Origin of the sequence: Variovorax sp. OAS795 (assembly GCF_040546685.1) — a bacterium.
GTDB lineage: Bacteria > Pseudomonadota > Gammaproteobacteria > Burkholderiales > Burkholderiaceae_C > Variovorax.
This window is the reverse complement of record NZ_JBEPOH010000001.1, coordinates 1,264,280-1,280,790: the sequence shown is the minus strand read 5'-3', so window position 1 is coordinate 1,280,790 and position 16,511 is coordinate 1,264,280. Positions and strand designations below refer to the sequence as shown.

Here is a 16,511-nt window from a genome sequence, read left to right as displayed (position 1 = left end):
ATGAGGACCGGATGGCCCTCTTCAAGCCGTGCAGAAAATGGCGCTCTTCCTGTGTTGTTCGGATTCTGGAAGAGCCACGCCGCGGCTGGCGGGTAGAGCGATGATAGGAGCAAAAGTTCTACGGACCGGGGCGGAAGACCTTGGGATCGTCGTAGAACCCCGGCGCCGCGTTGCCCGCCCACCAGCCCGGCACGCCGAGCACCGGCAGCGGAACGAAGGGTTTGCGCGCGAGATGGTCCGCGTCCAGGCTGCGCGCCAGCGCCCGGTCGTCGAGCGCCGCCGGCGTGCCGCATGCCCGCGAAGGCGGTAGCAGCAGCACGTGGGCGGTGAGGGCCTTTCGAGGCGCAGTGAGTTTTTCGAGCAGTGCATGGCCGAACACGACGAGGCGCGCCTCGGACCACAGCGCGCGCTGCGTCACGAAGAGTGCATGCCAGTCGCGCGCAGCCAATGCGTTCCACAAAGCAGCAGGTGCATCGAGCAGCGCGCCGTTCTCGTCGAAGAGTGTGAGCGCATCGCGCAGCGCCCCGCGCGTGGACGCGATGCCGTTGCGGGCGATCTCCGCGGCCTGCAGTTCGTTCAGGCGGTGCTTGGTCGCCGGAAAGGCGAGCCAGACCAGCCCGTTGAAGAAGTCGTGCAGGTTGTCGCGCGTCGGCACGCTGCCGGTCTCGAAGATGTGGGCTTCGTAGGCGCGGCCCTGGGGCAGGTCCGGCTGCGGCACGAAGTCGGGCGCGAGCGGCGGCCTGGCGCCCTGCTGCAGCGCCGTCGCGACGGATGAACCGAGCGCGGCGTGTGCCGCCGCTTCGCCGATGGCACGATAGGGCGCGAGCCAGGGCTGCGCCCAGTCGATCGCCGCCAGGCTCAAGGCAGCGGAGCCCCGGCCCAGCGAATGCGATCGGGGTGCTGCAGCACGGTGAACTCCGCCGGAAGCTTGTCGAACAGCTTGAGCGAACTGCCGTGCTTGCCGAGCAGCCCGGCCGCGCGCAACGCCTGCGCCACGTCGTTGAGCGGCACGTCGGCGCCGCTGCGCAGCGCGGGCGCCGCCTGCAGGATGAACTCGGCCGCTTCGGACGGCGCCTGCGGCTGCTTGGCGGCCTTGGCCGTCTTGCGGGCCGGTGTCTTGGCTGCGGCCTTGCGGGCCGGGGTGGCCGCGGTCTTGTCGGTCTTGTCGGTCTTGCCGGTCTTTTCAGTCTTGACGGTCTTGGCCGCCGGTGCGCGCTTCGCGGCCACCCGGGCCGCGGCCTTCCTGGCCGGTGCGGTGGGCGGCGCAAGTGCCGCGCCGTGGTGCCGCAGGTCGGTGAACTCGTCGTACACCCCCACGGTGTCTTCGCCGGTCTTGCCCTGCTGGCCGAGCCCGCAGACGCGGCAGCCCTTTTCTCGCAGGCGAATCACGAGCGGCGCAAAGTCGGAATCGGAAGACACCAGCACCACCACGTCGGGGCGCTCGGCGATCACGAGGTCGGTGGCATCCACGGCGAGCGCGATGTCGGTGCTGTTCTTGCCGGCCGAGAGATTGACCATCGGCCGCACCGACAGCCGCTTGAAGAGCGCCTGCTGCTTGAGCGCAGTTTCGGCGTTGCAGTAGGCGCGCCGCACGTGGATGGCGCCGTGCTCCGCCATGGTGCGCTGCACGGCCTGCTCGATCACGTCGGCCGAGACGTTGTCGGCGTCGATCAGCAGCATCACGCGCGGCGTGGGGATCATGCGAGTCTCCACGCGATGGTTTCACCGCCGCGCAGCGGCTTGAGCGTGGCGTCGCCGTAGGGCACCGTCTCGGGCACCCTCCAGCTTTCGCGCTTCAGCGTGAGGGTGCCGCTGTTGCGGGGCAGGCCGTAGAAGTCGGGGCCGTGGAAGCTCGCAAAGCCCTCGAGCTTGTCGAGCGCGCCCACGCTGTCGAAGGCTTCGGCATAGAGCTCGATGGCGGTGAGCGCCGTGTAGCAGCCGGCGCAGCCGAGCGCGTGCTCCTTCAGGTGCGCGGGGTGCGGAGCGCTGTCGGTGCCCAGGAAGAACCGGTCGCTCCCGCTCGCGGCCGCCTCGACCAGCGCCACGCGGTGCGTCTCGCGCTTGAGCACGGGCAGGCAGTAGTAGTGCGGGCGGATGCCGCCGGTGAAGATCGCATTGCGGTTGTACAGCAGGTGGTGCGCCGTGATGGTGGCGGCGGTGAAGCGGCCCGCATCTCGTACGTAGTGAGCGCCCTCCTTGGTCGTGAGGTGCTCGAACACCACCTTGAGTTCGGGGAAGTCGCGGCGCAGCGGAATCATCACGCGGTCGACGAACACGGCTTCGCGATCGAACAGGTCGATGGCCGGATCGGTCACCTCCCCGTGCACCAGCAGCAGCAGGCCGTGCTTCTGCATGGCTTCGAGCGTCTTGTAGGTGTGGCGGATGTCGGTCACGCCGGCATCGCTGTTGGTGGTGGCGCCGGCCGGGTAGAGCTTGAGCGCGCGCACGCCGGCCTCGGCCGCAAGCGCGATTTCCTCGGGCGGGAGCCTGTCGGTCAGGTAGAGCGACATCACGGGCTCGAAGGCCGTGCCTTCGGGCACCGCGGCGCGGATGCGATCGCGGTAGGCCATGGCCTGTGCCGCGGTGGTCACGGGTGGCCGCAGGTTGGGCATGATCAGCGCGCGGCCGAACTGGCGCGCACTGTGGGGCACCACGGCTTCGAGGGCGGCACCGTCGCGCACGTGCAGGTGCCAGTCGTCGGGGCGGGTGATGGTGAGGGTGTCTGTCATGAGCGGCAATTGTCGCATCGGGGCTGCGGCACTCTCTCGCAGGAAGCAGCCGTCGCCGGCACTGCACTCTTCAAGCGCGGCCAGGTTCTCCCCTGTTCGTTCATGCGGCGATGGCAGCAGGAAGCGTATCGCGCGCCAACGCGAGCTCGGCCCGCCAGCGCCCCAAGGCTTCGGCGCGCTCCGCATCGGGCAGGCGCAGCAGCGCCGACGGATGCAGGGTCACGAACACGGGGCGGCCGTCGCCGCGCTCGTGCAGCCACGCGCCGCGCTCGGCCTGCACGGCCACTGGCCGGCCCAAGAGGGCGCGCGCGGCTGTTGCGCCGAGCGCCACCAGCCCCTGGGGCCGGACCAGCGAAATCTCGCTCTCGAGCCAGTGGGCGCAGGCCTCGGCCTCGCGCTGGCCCGCGGTCTTGTGGATGCGGCGCTTGCCACGCAGTTCGTACTTGAAGTGCTTCACGGCATTGGCCAGGTAGACGGTCTCGCGCGCCCAGCCCAGCTGCGCCATCGTGCGGTCGAGCAGCTGGCCGGCGGGACCGACGAAGGGGCGGCCAACCAGGTCCTCCTGGTCGCCGGGTTGCTCGCCGACCAGCATGTGCTGCGGCGCGATCAGGCCTTCGCCGCACACGGCCTGGGTGGCGAGTGCGCCGATGGGGCACGCGCGGCAGGCATGCGCCGCCGCGCGCAGCTCGCCGAGATCCGCGGGCGCCGCGCCTTCGGGCGGCCGCAGGTGCAGCGGGATGGGTGCGCGGATGCGGCGCGCCGCGGTGGGCGGCGCCTCGATCATCGACTGGCTGCGCGCCTCCGCGGCATCGGCAAGGGGCTGGATCAGCGCCGCCTCCGGGAGGTTGTGCCAGTAGCGGCGCGGCATTTCGCGCCGCATGGCCGCGAGCTTGAGCCGCGCGGGGTTGAAGATGTGTTCGTAGTAGGTGAGCCAGAGCTGCTCGCCGCCATCGGGCGGCGGCTTCTCGCGGCGGTCGGCGCCCTCGCGGAATGCGAGCGCCTGGCCGTTCCACTCGACGCAGCGCTCGGGCGTGAGGATGGCCCAGCGCATCTGCGCGAAGCGGCGCGCGAAGAACGGCGCGTTGGCCTCGACGATGTGATGGTCGGGCTCGAACCACGCCACATGGCGCTCCACGCCGTCATTGCCCACCACGCGGGTGAAGCGCACGAAGGCACGCATCTTGTGGATGTCGCGGTGCACGGCCTTGGCCATCTGCCGGGCTTGCATCAGGTCGGCATCGAGCGGGTCGTGCCGCAGCGCGGGCTCGTGCGCGAGGCGCCACAGCAGGCGGTACAGCAGTGCATGGCGCTGCGGCTCGCGGTGCAGGATCACGTCGCCGCACAGTTCGACGAACCATGGGGGCACGGCCAGCGGCGCCGCGGCGGCAGTTGCTGCGGGAAGCGTGGCCGCGCCCGCTTCGCCGAACAGGTCGGCGGCTTCGCCGGCTGCCTGCGCCGCGCTCCATTCGACGCGTTCCGGCGGCACGCCCGCGGCGAGCAGCTGCCGCGCATGGCGGCGGAAGGCGCCGAGATCGGTCGCGTCGTCGAGCCGCACTTGAACTTGCATGGCGGTCGCGCTCAGAACAACGAAGCTTGTGCCGCGCGCGGCGGTTCCGGCGAAATCACCGGAGCGCCCGGCGCCGGCCGGTGCCTGTCGGCCACCACGAACGGCAGCACCTTGCGCGCTGGCACGTGCAGCCGCCGAAGGTCGTCCGCGCGCACCCGTCGCACGCGCCGCGCCTGCAGCAGCCGCTCGACCGCCTTCACGCCGAGCCCCGGCACGCGCAGGAGCATTTCGCGCGGCGCATGGTTCAGGTCGACCGGAAAGCGGTCGGCATGCGCGAGCGCCCAGGCCAGCTTGGGATCGACATCGAGCCGCAGCAGTCCGTCGGGCTCGGCCACGATCTCCTGGTGGTCGAAGCCGTAGAAGCGCATGAGCCAGTCGGCCTGGTAGAGCCGGTGCTCGCGCATCAGTGGCGGCGCGGCCAGCGGCAACGCGCGTGCGGCATCGGGAATGGGGCTGAAGGCGGAGTAGTACACGCGCCTGAGCTTGTAGGCGCCGTAGAGCGTGGCGCTGGAGGCGAGGATGCGCCGGTCGTCCGTCGCATCGGCGCCCACGATCATCTGCGTGCTCTGGCCGGCGGGCGCGAAAGGCGGCGGCTTTGCGGCGGCGGGCGCCGCGCCGGGCAGCGCGCGGATGGGCACCACGCGGCGCGCCTCCTCGCGCGTGTCGTCGATGCGCAGGCGCAGCCGCGCCATCGAGCGGCGGATGGCGCTTTCGTCCTTCTCGGGCGCAAGCGCGCGCAGGCCCTCGGTGGTCGGCATCTCGACGTTGATGCTCAGGCGGTCGGCATAGCGGCCGGCGCGCGCGATGAGCTCGTCGCTCGCATCGGGAATGGTCTTCAGGTGGATGTAGCCGCGGAAGTCGTGGTCTTCGCGCAGCGCACGCGCCACCTCGACCACCTGCTCCATCGTGTGGTCGGGCGACTTGACGATGCCGCTGGAGAGAAACAGCCCCTCGATGCAATTGCGGCGGTAGAAGTCGAGCGTGAGCTGCACCACCTCCTCGACGCGAAAGCGCGCGCGCGGCACGTTGCTCGACGCACGGTTGACGCAGTAGAGGCAGTCGTACTGGCAGTGGTTGGTGAGCAGCACCTTGAGCAGCGAGATGCAGCGCCCGTCGGGTGCGTAGCTGTGGCAGATGCCGGCGCCCTCGGTCGAGCCGATGCCGCGGCCGCCGACCGAGTCGCGCGGCTGCGAGCCGCTGGACGCGCAGGAGGCGTCGTACTTGGCGGCGTCCGCGAGGATGGCGAGTTTGCGCTGGAGGTCCACGACAATTCCGGGCAGAAGATACTGTATTTATATACAGTTTTGCATGGCCCCTGTGGGAAGAAGGCGAAAGCCGCCCGCGCGCATTGCGCCGCTTCCGAACCTTGGGCTACGCTCGGCGGCATGTCCTCCCCGCACCTCGCTCTTCTCTCGCTCCCGGCCATCGCGGCCCTTCTCGCCGGCTGCGGCGCCATGGCGCCCGCCCCTGGCGGCAAGGCGCCCACCGGCATGAAGGTCACCTCGACCGCCTTTGCCGACAACGGCGTCATTCCCGCCCCCTATGCCGGCCTCGGTGATTGCGGCGGCAAGAACGTTTCGCTGCCCGTGGCCTGGACGCAGCTGCCCGCCAAGGCGAAGTCGGTCGCCGTGCTGCTGTCGGACCCGGACGGTGCGCTGGGCCTGGGCGTCTCGCACTGGGTGGCCTACAACATCCCGGCCGAGCGGGGTGAGCTCAAGGCGAACGAGGCTGGCGGCTTCACGGTCGGCACCAACGTGGCCGGCGCAACGGCCTACCGCGGCATGTGCCCGCCGGTCGGCGACCATCCGCACCACTACACGCTGACCGTGGTGGCCTCCGACCTGGCGCCGGGCGCGCTGCCAGCCGGTCTCACGCGCGATGCGCTGCTGGCGGCGCTCAAGGGCCATGCGCTGGGCGGCCAGAGCGTGGTCGGGCTGTACAGCCGCTAAAGTCGCGGGGTTCGCCCTCCCTCCTTCACCCCACGCCGTGCGCCGCGATGCGCAGTTCCGATGCGCCGATCCGCTGCCCTCTTCGTTCTCGTTGCCGCCCTGCTCGCCGCAAGCTGCGTTTCGCGGCCCGCGCCGCGGGTGACCTTTCTCAGCGACGGCGTGCTCAAGTCGCCCACCGCGCAAGACGCCGAAAACTACTGCCGCAATTTCGGCGCACCGATGCGGTTCCTGAGCGCCGAGGGGTCGGAAGTCCCGGCCGCGCAGGTGCCGGCCGGGCCGGTGGTCTACCGCTGCGACTGATCGGCCGGCTGCGCGCCGGGCGCACGCACGCGCTCGAGGATGAAGTCGATGAAGGTGCGGATCGCACGCGTGTGCTGCCGGTTGGGCATGTAGAGCATGAACATCTGCGTGCCGAAGATCGAAAGGCGCCAGTCGTCGAGCGTGGTCACCACATCGCCCTTGCGCACGTCTTCCTGCACCACGTAGTCGGGCACGAGGCCGATGCCCAGGCCCGCGAGAACGGCCTGGCGCAGGAACAGGAAGTTCTCCGAAATCAGCGTCGGCTCCAGGATCACCTCGCGCCGGACCACGCCCAGATTCTGGCCCTGGTAGGCCGACACGCGCAGCTGCCGGCCGATGACTGCCGCCGTGACCACCGGTGCAGCCTGCAGTTCGTCCAGCTGCACCGGCAGCGGATGCCTTTCTGCATAGCTTCGTGACGCGCAGGCCACGTAGCGCACCGGCCCCAGGTCGCGTGCCACCAGGTTCTGCGGCGGCTCGGGAATCACGCGCACCGCGATGTCGACTTCGTCGCGCAGCAGGTCTTCGATGCGGTTCTCGAACACCACGTCGAGCACGATGCCGGGGTACTGCCGCTTGAAGTCGATCAGCCAGTCGGCCATGACCAATTGGCCGTAGCCGCTGGGCACGCTCAGCCGCACGCGGCCCTGCAGCCCCTCGCCCAGCGTGGTGACCGACTCTTTCGCGGCCAGCAGCTCGGTCTGGATGGCGACCCCGTGCTGGTACAGCCGCAACCCGATCTCGGTCGGCTCGGCGCGGCGGGTGGTGCGGCGCACCAGCTGCGCGCCGACCGAGCGCTCCAGCTGGTTCAGGTGGTAGCTGACGTTGGCCCGGCTCATCTTGAGCCGGCGCGCCGCGGCGCTCAGGTTGCCCGCGTCGAGGATTTCCACCAGCAGGGTCAGCGATTGCAGGTCCATCCGCGCGATTGTGTCAAAAATTCTTTGACAGTCTGTCAACTGGCTATGCAATTGTCAAAGCCGTGGCGCGGGCCAAGAATGCGGGGTTCACCCCAGAGCCTCGGGCCCCTCGCGCAGCAGGGCCCGCCACGCAAGAGACAAAGCACATGGCCACCCCGACTCCCAGCCCCTCCACGTCTTCCGGTCCCGTCACCTTCGAACGTCGAGGCGACGTGTTCGTCGTGACCATCGACAACCCACCCGTCAATGCGCTTGGCGTGGACGTTCGCCGCGGTCTCGTGGCCGCCATCGATGCGGCCGAGGCCGATGGCGCCGCCGCGGTGCTGATCGTGGGCGCGGGACGCAATTTCATCGCGGGCGCCGACATTCGCGAATTCGGCAAGACACCGCAGCCGCCCTCGCTGCCCGAGGTGTGCCTGGCGATCGAGAATTGCAGCAAGCCGGTGGTCGCGGCCATCCATGGCGCGGCGCTGGGCGGCGGCCTCGAGGTCGCGCTTTCGGCGCACTACCGCCTCGCGGCGCCCTCCGCCAAGCTGGGCCTGCCCGAAGTGGCGCTCGGCCTGTTGCCCGGCTCGGGCGGCACGCAGCGCGCACCGCGCCTCATCGGCGTGAAGCCCGCGCTCGAACTGATGCTCAGCGGCCGCCATGCGGGCGCGAAAGAAGCGCTGTCGCTCGGCCTCGTCGACCGGCTCGGCACCGAGGCCGACGCGCTGGCCGAAGGACTTGCCTATGCGCAGGAGCTGGTCGCCGCCAAGGCGCCGGTGCGCCGCACGCGCGAGGCCGCCGGCCTGGCCGATTCGGAGGCCAGCCGCGCCGCGCTCGAAGCCGCACGCGCCGACACCGCGAAAAAGAGCCGCGGCCTGTTCTCGCCGATGAAGATCATCGAAGCGGTCGAAGCTGCGCTCACGCTGCCCTTCGACGAAGGCATGGCGCTGGAGCGCAAGCTCTTCCTGCAATGCATCGACAGCCCGCAGCGCGCCGGCCTCATCCACGCGTTCTTCGCCGAACGCGAGGTGCTCAAGGCGCCCGAGACCAAGGCCGCCAAGCCGCGCGCGCTCGATGCAGCCGGCATCGTCGGCGGCGGCACCATGGGTGCGGGCATCGCGGTGGCGATGCTCGACGCCGGCATGCCCGTGACCATGATCGAGCGCGACGAGCCGAGCCTCGCGCGCGGCCGGCAGCATGTCGAGAAGGTGTACGACGGCCTCATCAAGAAGGGCCGCATGACGCCCGAGGCCAAGGCCGCGGTGATGACGCGCTTCTCGGGTTCCACGCGCTACGACGCGCTCGCTCAGGTCGATATCGTGGTCGAGGCCGTGTTCGAGGACATGGGCGTGAAGAAGGCCGTGTTCGCCGAGCTCGACCGCGTGTGCAAGCCCGGCGCCGTGCTGGCCACCAACACCTCGTACCTCGACATCGACGAGATCGCGGCCAGCATCTCGCGTCCGCAGGACGTGGTGGGCCTGCACTTCTTCTCGCCGGCCAACATCATGAAGCTGCTCGAGATCGTGGTGCCCGCGAAGGTGAGCGCCGACGTGGTCGCCACCGGCTTCGAACTCGCGAAGAAACTCAAGAAGGTGCCGGTGCGCGCCGGCGTGTGCGACGGCTTCATCGGCAACCGCATCCTGGCCGTGTACCGCCAGGCCGCCGACCACATGATGGAAGACGGCGCCTCGCCCTACCAGATCGACGAGGCGGTGCGCAACTTCGGCTACCCGATGGGACCGTTCCAGGTGTCCGACCTGGCGGGCGGCGACATCGGCTGGGCCACGCGCAAGCGCAAGGCCGCCACGCGCGACCCGAAGGCGCGCTACGTGCAGATTGCCGACCGCATCTGCGAACGCGGCTGGTTCGGCCAGAAGACGCAGCGCGGCTACTACCTGTACCCCGAAGGCGCACGCACCGGCGTGCCCGACCCCGAGGTGCTGGCGATCATCGACGCCGAGCGCGCGCGCGTGGGCATCACGCCGCGCACGTTCACCGAGGACGAAATCATGCGCCGCTACATGGCCGCGATGGTCAATGAAGGTGCCAACGTCGTGCACCAGCGCATCGCGCTGCGCCCGCTCGACGTGGACGTGACCTTTCTCTACGGCTATGGCTTTCCGCGCCACCGCGGCGGCCCCATGAAGTACGCCGACACCGTCGGCCTGGCCAAGGTGCTGGCCGACATCCGCGAGTTCGCGAAGGAAGACCCGCTGTTCTGGCGGCCCTCGCCGCTGCTGGTGGACCTGGTCGAACGCGGCGCCGATTTCGCCAGCTTGAATCAATCCGATTAACCAGAGTCAGCCGTCCAGGAGACATCCCCATGCGTGAAGCCGTCATCGTTTCCACCGCCCGCACCCCGCTCACCAAGGCGCACCGCGGCGAGTTCAACATCACCCCCGGCGCCACGCTGGCCGCCTTCGCGGTGCGCGCGGCGGTCGAGCGCTCGGGCCTCGACCCCGCGCTGATCGAGGACGCGATCCTCGGCTGCGGCTATCCCGAAGGCACCACCGGCCGCAACATCGCGCGCCAGAGCATCATCCGCGCGGGCCTGCCGATCAGCATCGCCGGCACCACGGTGAACCGCTTCTGCGCCTCGGGCCTGCAGGCGATCGCGATGGCCGCGGGCCGCATCGTGGTGGACGGCGCGCCGGCCATGATCGCGGGCGGCGTCGAGAGCATCTCGCAGATCCGCGGCCGCAGCCCGGGCGACGGCGGCGACCTCAGCCTCGACCCGTGGATCGTCGAGCACAAGCCCGCGCTCTACATGGCGATGATCGAGACCGCCGACATCGTCGCCAAGCGCTACAGCATCGGCCGCGAGGCGCAGGACCGCTTCTCGGCCGAAAGCCAGCGCAAGACGGAAGAAGCGCAACTCGCGGGCCGCTACAAGGACGAGATCGTCGCCTGCACCACCACCATGGCCGTGACCGACAAGGACACGAAGGAAGTCACGCAGCGCGAAGTCACCGCCACCGAAGACAACTGCAACCGCCGCGGCACCACCTACGAGGCGCTCGCCAAGCTCAGGCCGGTGATGGGCGAAGACAAGTTCATCACCGCGGGCAACGCTTCGCAGCTGTCCGATGGCGCATCGGCCTGCGTGCTGATGGAAGCCAGGGAAGCAGAGCGCGCCAACCTGAAGCCACTGGGTGCCTTCCGCGGCCTGGCGGTGGCCGGTTGCGAGCCTGACGAGATGGGCATCGGCCCGGTGTTCGCGATCCCCAAGCTGCTCGCGCGCCATGGCCTCAAGATCGACGACATCGACCTGTGGGAACTCAACGAAGCCTTTGCCTCGCAGTCGATCTACTGCCAGGAGAAGCTGGGCATTCCGGCCGAGCGGCTCAACGTGGACGGCGGCGCGATTTCCATCGGGCATCCCTTCGGCATGACCGGCGCGCGCCTCGCGGGCCACGTGCTGATCGAGGGCCGGCGCCGCGGCGCGAAATACGCCGTGGTCACGATGTGCATCGCCGGCGGCATGGGTGCTGCGGGCCTCTTTGAAATCTTCTGAGGAGCCGGCCATGGACCTGAACTTCACCCCTGAAGAAGAAGCCTTCCGCAGCGAAGTGCGCGCCTTCCTTGCCGACAAGCTGCCCGCGCGCCTCTCGGCCAAGGTCAGCGGCGGCAAGATCCTCGCCAAGGCCGACATGGAGGAATGGCACGCCATCCTCAACGCGCGCGGCTGGCTCGCCAACCACTGGCCCGAGCAGTACGGCGGCCCGGGCTGGACGGCCGTGGAAAAGTTCATCTTCGAACACGAATGCGCGCTGGCCTTCGCACCGCGCATCGTGCCCTTCGGCGTGAACATGCTGGGTCCGGTGCTCATCAAGTACGGCAACGAGGCGCAGAAGCAGCGCTGGCTGCCGCGCATCCTGAACGGCGAAGACTGGTGGTGCCAGGGCTATTCGGAACCTGGCGCGGGCTCCGACCTGGCGGCCGTGAAAACCTCGGCCGTGCGCGGCATCGATGCACAGGGCGACCACTACATCGTGAACGGCCAGAAGACCTGGACCACGCTGGGCCAGCACGCCAACATGATCTTCTGCCTGGTGCGCACCAATCGCGAGGCGAAGAAGCAGGAGGGCATCAGCTTCCTCCTGATCGACATGACCTCGCCCGGCGTCGACGTGCGCCCGATCATCACGCTCGACGGCGAGCACGAGGTGAACGAGGTGTTCTTCTCCGACGTGCGCGTACCCGCCGAGAACCTCGTCGGCGAAGAGAACAAGGGCTGGACCTGCGCCAAGTACCTGCTCACCTACGAGCGCACCAACATCGCGGGCGTGGGCTTCTCGGTGGCCGCGCTCGAACAGCTCAAGGGCATCGCGGCCACCCAGACGAAGAACGGCAAGCCGCTGGCCGAAGACCCGGCCTTTGCCGCGCGCATGGCACGGGTCGAGATCGACCTGGAGAACATGAAGACCACCAACCTGCGTGTGATCGCGGCCGTGGCCGGCGGCGGCGTGCCGGGCGCGGAGAGCTCGATGCTGAAGATCCGCGGCACCGAGATCCGGCAGGAGATCTCGTCGCTCGCGCGCCGCGCAATGGGCGTGTACGGACGGCCCTTCGTCGAAGAGGCGTTGCACGACGGCTTCGATGGCGAGACCTTCGGTCCCGCCTACGCATCGGCCGCGGCAGCGCGCTACTTCAACAACCGCAAGCTGTCGATCTTCGGCGGCTCCAATGAAATCCAGAAGAACATCATCTCCAAGATGATCCTCGGGCTGTAAAGGAGACACGCACATGAACTTCGAACACACCGAAGACCGGCGCATGCTCGCCGACAGCCTGAACCGTTTCATCGCCGAGCAGTACGCCTTCGATGCGCGCGACCGCATCGCGAAGTCGGAGCACGGCTTCAGCAAGGAAATCTTCCAGCAGTTCGCAGGACTGGGCGTGATCGGCGCGCTGTTCAGCGAGGCGGACGGTGGCTTCGGCGGCGGCGGCTTCGACATTGCCGTGGTCTTCGAGGCGCTGGGCCGCGGGCTCGTGGTCGAGCCGCTGCTGGGCGCCGTGATGGTCGGCGAAGCGCTCAGTGCGGCCGGCAGCGATGCGCAGAAGGGCAAGCTCGGCGACATCATCAACGGCGCCATCGTCGCGGCCTTTGCGCACGACGAAGCCGGCACGCACCACGAGCGCACGCGAGTTTCGACCCGCGCCGAACGCAGCGCCGGCGGCTGGGTGCTGCACGGTGCCAAGGCCGTCGTGCCGCAGGGCGAGCAGGCCGACCTGTTCCTGGTTTCCGCGCGCACCTCGGGCCAGGCGGACGACGAGGCCGGCATCTCGCTGTTCCTCGTGCCCGCGAAGACCGCGGGCCTCACGGTGCGCGGCTGCCCCGCGATCGACGGTGGCCGCGTGGCCGAACTCGCGTTGGACGGCGCGACGCTGGACGCCGATGCCCTGCTGGGCACCGAAGGCCAGGGCCATGCGACGCTTGAACGCGCCATCGGCCGCGGCGTGCTCGCGCTGTGCGCCGAGGCGCTGGGTGCGATGGAAGCCGCCAAGACCGCCACGCTGGAGTACCTGCGCACGCGCAAGCAGTTCGGCATCCTGATCGGTAGTTTCCAGGCACTGCAGCACCGCATGGCCGACCTGCTGCTCGAGATCGAGCAGGCCCGTTCGGCGGTGATCAATGCCGCGGCCGCCATCGACGGCACCGACCGCGTGGCGCGCGAGCGTGCGCTGTCGGCCGCCAAGTTCAGCATCGGGCGCATCGGCGCGCTGGTCGCGGAAGAGAGCATCCAGATGCATGGCGGCATCGGCATGACCTGGGAGCTGCCGATGCCGCACTACGCCAAGCGGCTCGTGATGATCGACCACCAGCTCGGCGACGAGGACCATCATCTGCAGCGCTACATCGCACTCGGAAAAGAGGTGGCCGCATGACCGGCAAGACCGTGCTGATCTCCCAGCAGGGCGCCGTTCGCATCCTGACCAACAGCAACCCGGGCGCACGCAACGCGATCACGCCGACGCTGTACGCCGAGCTCTCGGCCGCACTCGCCGATGCGGCGGGCGACCCCGAAGTCGGCGCCGTCGTCTTCACCGGCGCGGGCGATTTCTTCTGCTCGGGCGGTGACCTGAACCTGCTGGCCAAGCGGCGCGAACTGCCCGCCACCGAGCGCCGCGACAAGCTCGAAGGCCTGCACGACCTGATCCGCGACATCCGCGATTTCGGCAAGCCCGTCATCGCGGCCGTCGAAGGCGGCGCAGCGGGCGCGGGCCTCTCGATGGCGCTGGCCTGCGACATGCTGGTGTCGGCGCGCGATGCGTTCTACACGGTGGCCTACGTCAAGGTCGGCCTCACGCCGGACGGCGGCGCCACGGCCTTTCTCTCGGAGTTCGTCTCGCGCCAGGTGCTGACCGAGATGTGCCTGACGGGCGACCGCATGCCGGCCGAACGCCTGCATGCGCTGGGCGCGGTCAACCGGCTCACCGACAAGGGCGCCGCGCTGGCCGAGGCCATCGCGCTCGCGGCCAAGGTGGCCGGCGGTCCCGAGCGCGCGAGCGCGCGCATCAAGGCCCTGTGCCGCCAGGCGCACCGCGCCACGCTCGAAGCGCAGCTCGAAGCCGAGGCCGTGTTCATGGTGGAGTCGCAGGCCGATGCCGAAGCGGCCGAAGGCATCGGCGCTTTTCTCGGCAAGCGCGCGGCGGATTTCACCGCGCTGCGTCGTCGGAAGCCGCAAGCCACCTGACACCGCCCTTCCTCGCACGCCATCACGCCTCGCACACCGTGCGGGGCTTTCTCATTTCCAGGGAGTCGCCCTCATGCCCATGCCCAATTCATCGCTGCCGCTTGCCGGCGTGCGCGTCCTCGATCTGTCCCGCATCCTCGCGGGCCCCTGGTGCGGCATGGTGCTGGCCGACATGGGCGCCGAAGTGATCAAGGTCGAGCACCCGGGCCGCGGCGACGACACGCGCGACTGGGGCCTGCGCGTCGGCAACACCGAGACCGCCTACTTCAACAGCGTGAACCGCAACAAGCGCTCGGTCACGCTCGACCTGCAGACGCCCGAAGGCCAGCAGATCGCGCGCGACCTTGCAAAGCAGTGCGACGTGGTGATCCAGAACTTCAAGTTCGGCGGCATCGACAAGCTCGGGCTCGGCTACGAGCAGCTCAGCAAGGAACAGCCGGGACTCATCTACTGCTCGATCTCGGGCTACGACCGCACCGGCCCCGAGGCCGCCCGGCCCGGCTACGACCTGGTGGTGCAGGGCGAGGCTGGCCTGATGGCGCTCAATGGCGAAGCCGACCAGCCGCCGCTGAAGTTCGGCGTGGCCGCAGTCGACCTGTTCACCGGCATGTATTCGGCGCAGGCCATCCTGGCCGCGCTCTACCAGCGCGAGAAGACCGGCAAGGGCCGCCACGTCGAGATGGCGCTGTTCGACTGCGGCCTCATGATCACCGCCTACTACGGCCTGGAGGCGCTCTTGATGGGCGAAGACCCGCCGCGCTACGGCAACTCGCATCCGTCGATCGTGCCCTATGGCGTGTTCGATGCGGCCGACGGCCCGCTGGTGATCACGGTCGGCAACAACGCGCAGTTCGCGCGCTTCTGCACCGAGGTGATCGAGCGGCCCGACCTCGCGGCCGACGAGCGCTTCAAGACCAACATCCTGCGTTCGGCGAACCGCGCGGTGCTGCTGCCCGAGCTGCATGCCGAGCTGGCCAGGCGCCCACGCGCCGACCTGCTCGCAAAGCTCACGAAGTCGGGCATCCCCTGCGGCGAGGTGCTCGGCCTGCTCGAAGCGCTCAACTCCAAGCGCGCGACCGATGCCGGCCTGGTCACCACGCAGCCGCATCCGGTGGCCGGCACGGTCAACGTGCTCGCGCCGCCCTACCGCTTCGACGGCGAGCGCCTGCCCGTGCGCAGCGCGCCGCCGCAACTGGGCGAAGGCACGCACGAGGTGCTGCAGTCGCTGCTCGGCCTGTCGGACGACAGGCTCGCGCAACTCAAATCGAATGGCGTCGTCTGACGGCGCCTGTCTCTCTTCCGCTCCCTTGAACATGTCCATGGCTATTTCTTCTTTCCGCCCCCTTCGCAATCCCGTGCGCCGTGCACTCATCGCAATGGCCCTCCCGCTGGTGGCCGGCGCCGCCTTCGCACAGGCCTGGCCATCCAAGCCGATCACCGTCATCGTGCCTTTTCCGCCCGGCGGCCCGACGGACGTGGCGACGCGCATCGTGGCGCAGAAGATGTCGCAGGGGCTGAAGCAGAACATCCTGATCGACAACCGCAGCGGTGCCTCGGGCACCATCGGCGCGGCCGCCGCCGCCAAGGCCGCGCCCGACGGCTACACCTTCGTGATGCTGGCCACGCCCACGCTGCTGGCCGCGCACCTGTACGGGCAGACGCCCTACGACATCTTCAAGAGCTTCACGCCCGTGGGCACGGTGTACGACCTGCCGATCGTGATGGTGGTCAATCCGAAGGCGCTGCCCGAGGTGACCGGCCTGCAGGGCCTGATCGCCAAGGCCAAGGCCGAAGGCGGCAAGCTCAACTACACGACCGCCGGTGCGGGCAGCTTCGGCCACCTGACGACCGAGCAGCTCAAGAACATCGGCAAGTTCGACATGCAGCACGTGCCCTACCGCGGCAGTGCGCCGGCCGTGACCGACCTGATCGGCGGGCAGGTGCCTGCAATGTTCTCCGACCTGGTGGCGGTGATGCCGCACATCCACGCGGGCACGCTGCGCGCCATTGCGGTCGGTTCGGGCAAGCGCGTGAGCCTGCTGCCGGACGTGAAGACGGTCGCGGAGCAAGGCTTCCCCGGTTTCGACGCCACCTCGTGGGGCGGCCTGCTCGCACCGGCGGGCACGCCCAAGGACGTGGTCGAGCGCATGAGCGCCGAGCTGAAGACCGCGCTGGCCGACAAGGAAGTGCAGGACAAGCTCGAAGGCGTCGGTTCCTTCGCGGCCTACGGCACGCCGGGGCAGACGGGCACGCGCATGCGCCAGGACTTCGAGCGCTGGGGCAAGGTCATTCGCGACAACAAGATCACGAACCAGTAAAACAGCGCTTCGCGCGCGGCCGGCAAGACAACACCCAGGAGACGACGA

At 69.3% G+C, this 16,511-nt stretch carries 15 protein-coding genes; 9 read left to right on the top strand and 6 right to left on the bottom strand.

What is annotated here, in order from left to right; all coding sequences use genetic code 11:
- Positions 1–118 precede the first annotated feature (118 nt).
- From ABID97_RS06050 to ABID97_RS06030, 5 genes are all read right to left on the bottom strand, one after another.
- On the bottom strand, positions 119–862 hold the full coding sequence (locus ABID97_RS06050; RefSeq protein WP_354397635.1) for a DUF3025 domain-containing protein: 744 nt from the start codon (positions 860–862) through the stop codon (positions 119–121).
- The gene (locus tag ABID97_RS06045) at positions 859–1,701 is read right to left on the bottom strand and encodes an NYN domain-containing protein (protein ID WP_354397634.1); all 843 of its coding nucleotides are present in this window, start codon (positions 1,699–1,701) and stop codon (positions 859–861) included. The genes ABID97_RS06050 and ABID97_RS06045 overlap by 4 nt, the downstream gene beginning before the upstream one ends.
- Positions 1,698–2,729: a dihydroorotase gene (gene pyrC, locus ABID97_RS06040; RefSeq protein WP_354397633.1), complete on the bottom strand. Its 1,032-nt coding sequence runs from the start codon at positions 2,727–2,729 to the stop codon at positions 1,698–1,700. Before pyrC ends, ABID97_RS06045 begins: the two co-directional genes overlap by 4 nt.
- A 100-nt stretch (positions 2,730–2,829) precedes the next feature.
- Positions 2,830–4,296, bottom strand: a complete 1,467-nt coding sequence (locus ABID97_RS06035; protein ID WP_354397632.1) for a UdgX family uracil-DNA binding protein — start codon at positions 4,294–4,296, stop codon at positions 2,830–2,832.
- A gap of 11 nt (positions 4,297–4,307) precedes the next feature.
- Positions 4,308–5,561, bottom strand: coding sequence for a putative DNA modification/repair radical SAM protein (locus tag ABID97_RS06030; protein WP_354397631.1), 1,254 nt, complete (start codon positions 5,559–5,561; stop codon positions 4,308–4,310).
- A 120-nt stretch (positions 5,562–5,681) separates the two neighbouring features.
- On the opposite strand from ABID97_RS06030, the gene ABID97_RS06025 reads away from it, so the two are divergent.
- Both ABID97_RS06025 and ABID97_RS06020 read left to right on the top strand, forming a co-directional pair.
- Positions 5,682–6,245 carry a YbhB/YbcL family Raf kinase inhibitor-like protein gene (locus ABID97_RS06025; RefSeq protein WP_354397630.1) on the top strand — a complete coding sequence of 188 codons (564 nt, stop codon included), beginning with the start codon at positions 5,682–5,684 and terminating at the stop codon, positions 6,243–6,245.
- A gap of 60 nt (positions 6,246–6,305) precedes the next feature.
- A complete protein-coding gene (locus ABID97_RS06020; RefSeq protein ID WP_354397629.1) occupies positions 6,306–6,545 on the top strand; it encodes a hypothetical protein in 240 nt (79 codons plus the stop codon).
- On the opposite strand, the gene ABID97_RS06015 is transcribed toward ABID97_RS06020, so the two are convergent.
- Positions 6,530–7,462: a LysR family transcriptional regulator gene (locus ABID97_RS06015; protein ID WP_354397628.1), complete on the bottom strand. Its 933-nt coding sequence runs from the start codon at positions 7,460–7,462 to the stop codon at positions 6,530–6,532. The two genes, ABID97_RS06020 and ABID97_RS06015, sit on opposite strands and share 16 nt — an antisense overlap.
- Before the next feature lie 146 nt (positions 7,463–7,608).
- On the opposite strand from ABID97_RS06015, the gene ABID97_RS06010 reads away from it, so the two are divergent.
- From ABID97_RS06010 to ABID97_RS05980, 7 genes are all read left to right on the top strand, one after another.
- Entirely contained in the window at positions 7,609–9,741 is a 2,133-nt protein-coding gene (locus ABID97_RS06010) for a 3-hydroxyacyl-CoA dehydrogenase NAD-binding domain-containing protein (protein WP_354397627.1), read from the top strand.
- 29 nt (positions 9,742–9,770) lie between these two features.
- Entirely contained in the window at positions 9,771–10,961 is a 1,191-nt protein-coding gene (locus tag ABID97_RS06005; RefSeq protein ID WP_354397626.1) for an acetyl-CoA C-acyltransferase, read from the top strand.
- A gap of 10 nt (positions 10,962–10,971) precedes the next feature.
- Positions 10,972–12,180: an acyl-CoA dehydrogenase family protein gene (locus ABID97_RS06000; RefSeq protein WP_354397625.1), complete on the top strand. Its 1,209-nt coding sequence runs from the start codon at positions 10,972–10,974 to the stop codon at positions 12,178–12,180.
- 13 nt (positions 12,181–12,193) lie between these two features.
- Entirely contained in the window at positions 12,194–13,336 is a 1,143-nt protein-coding gene (locus tag ABID97_RS05995; protein WP_354397624.1) for an acyl-CoA dehydrogenase family protein, read from the top strand.
- Entirely contained in the window at positions 13,333–14,145 is an 813-nt protein-coding gene (locus tag ABID97_RS05990) for an oxepin-CoA hydrolase, alternative type (RefSeq protein ID WP_354397623.1), read from the top strand. Before ABID97_RS05995 ends, ABID97_RS05990 begins: the two co-directional genes overlap by 4 nt.
- Before the next feature lie 73 nt (positions 14,146–14,218).
- The gene (locus ABID97_RS05985; protein ID WP_354397622.1) at positions 14,219–15,427 is read left to right on the top strand and encodes a CaiB/BaiF CoA transferase family protein; all 1,209 of its coding nucleotides are present in this window, start codon (positions 14,219–14,221) and stop codon (positions 15,425–15,427) included.
- A 37-nt stretch (positions 15,428–15,464) separates the two neighbouring features.
- Positions 15,465–16,463: a Bug family tripartite tricarboxylate transporter substrate binding protein gene (locus ABID97_RS05980; RefSeq protein WP_354397621.1), complete on the top strand. Its 999-nt coding sequence runs from the start codon at positions 15,465–15,467 to the stop codon at positions 16,461–16,463.
- Positions 16,464–16,511 lie beyond the last annotated feature (48 nt).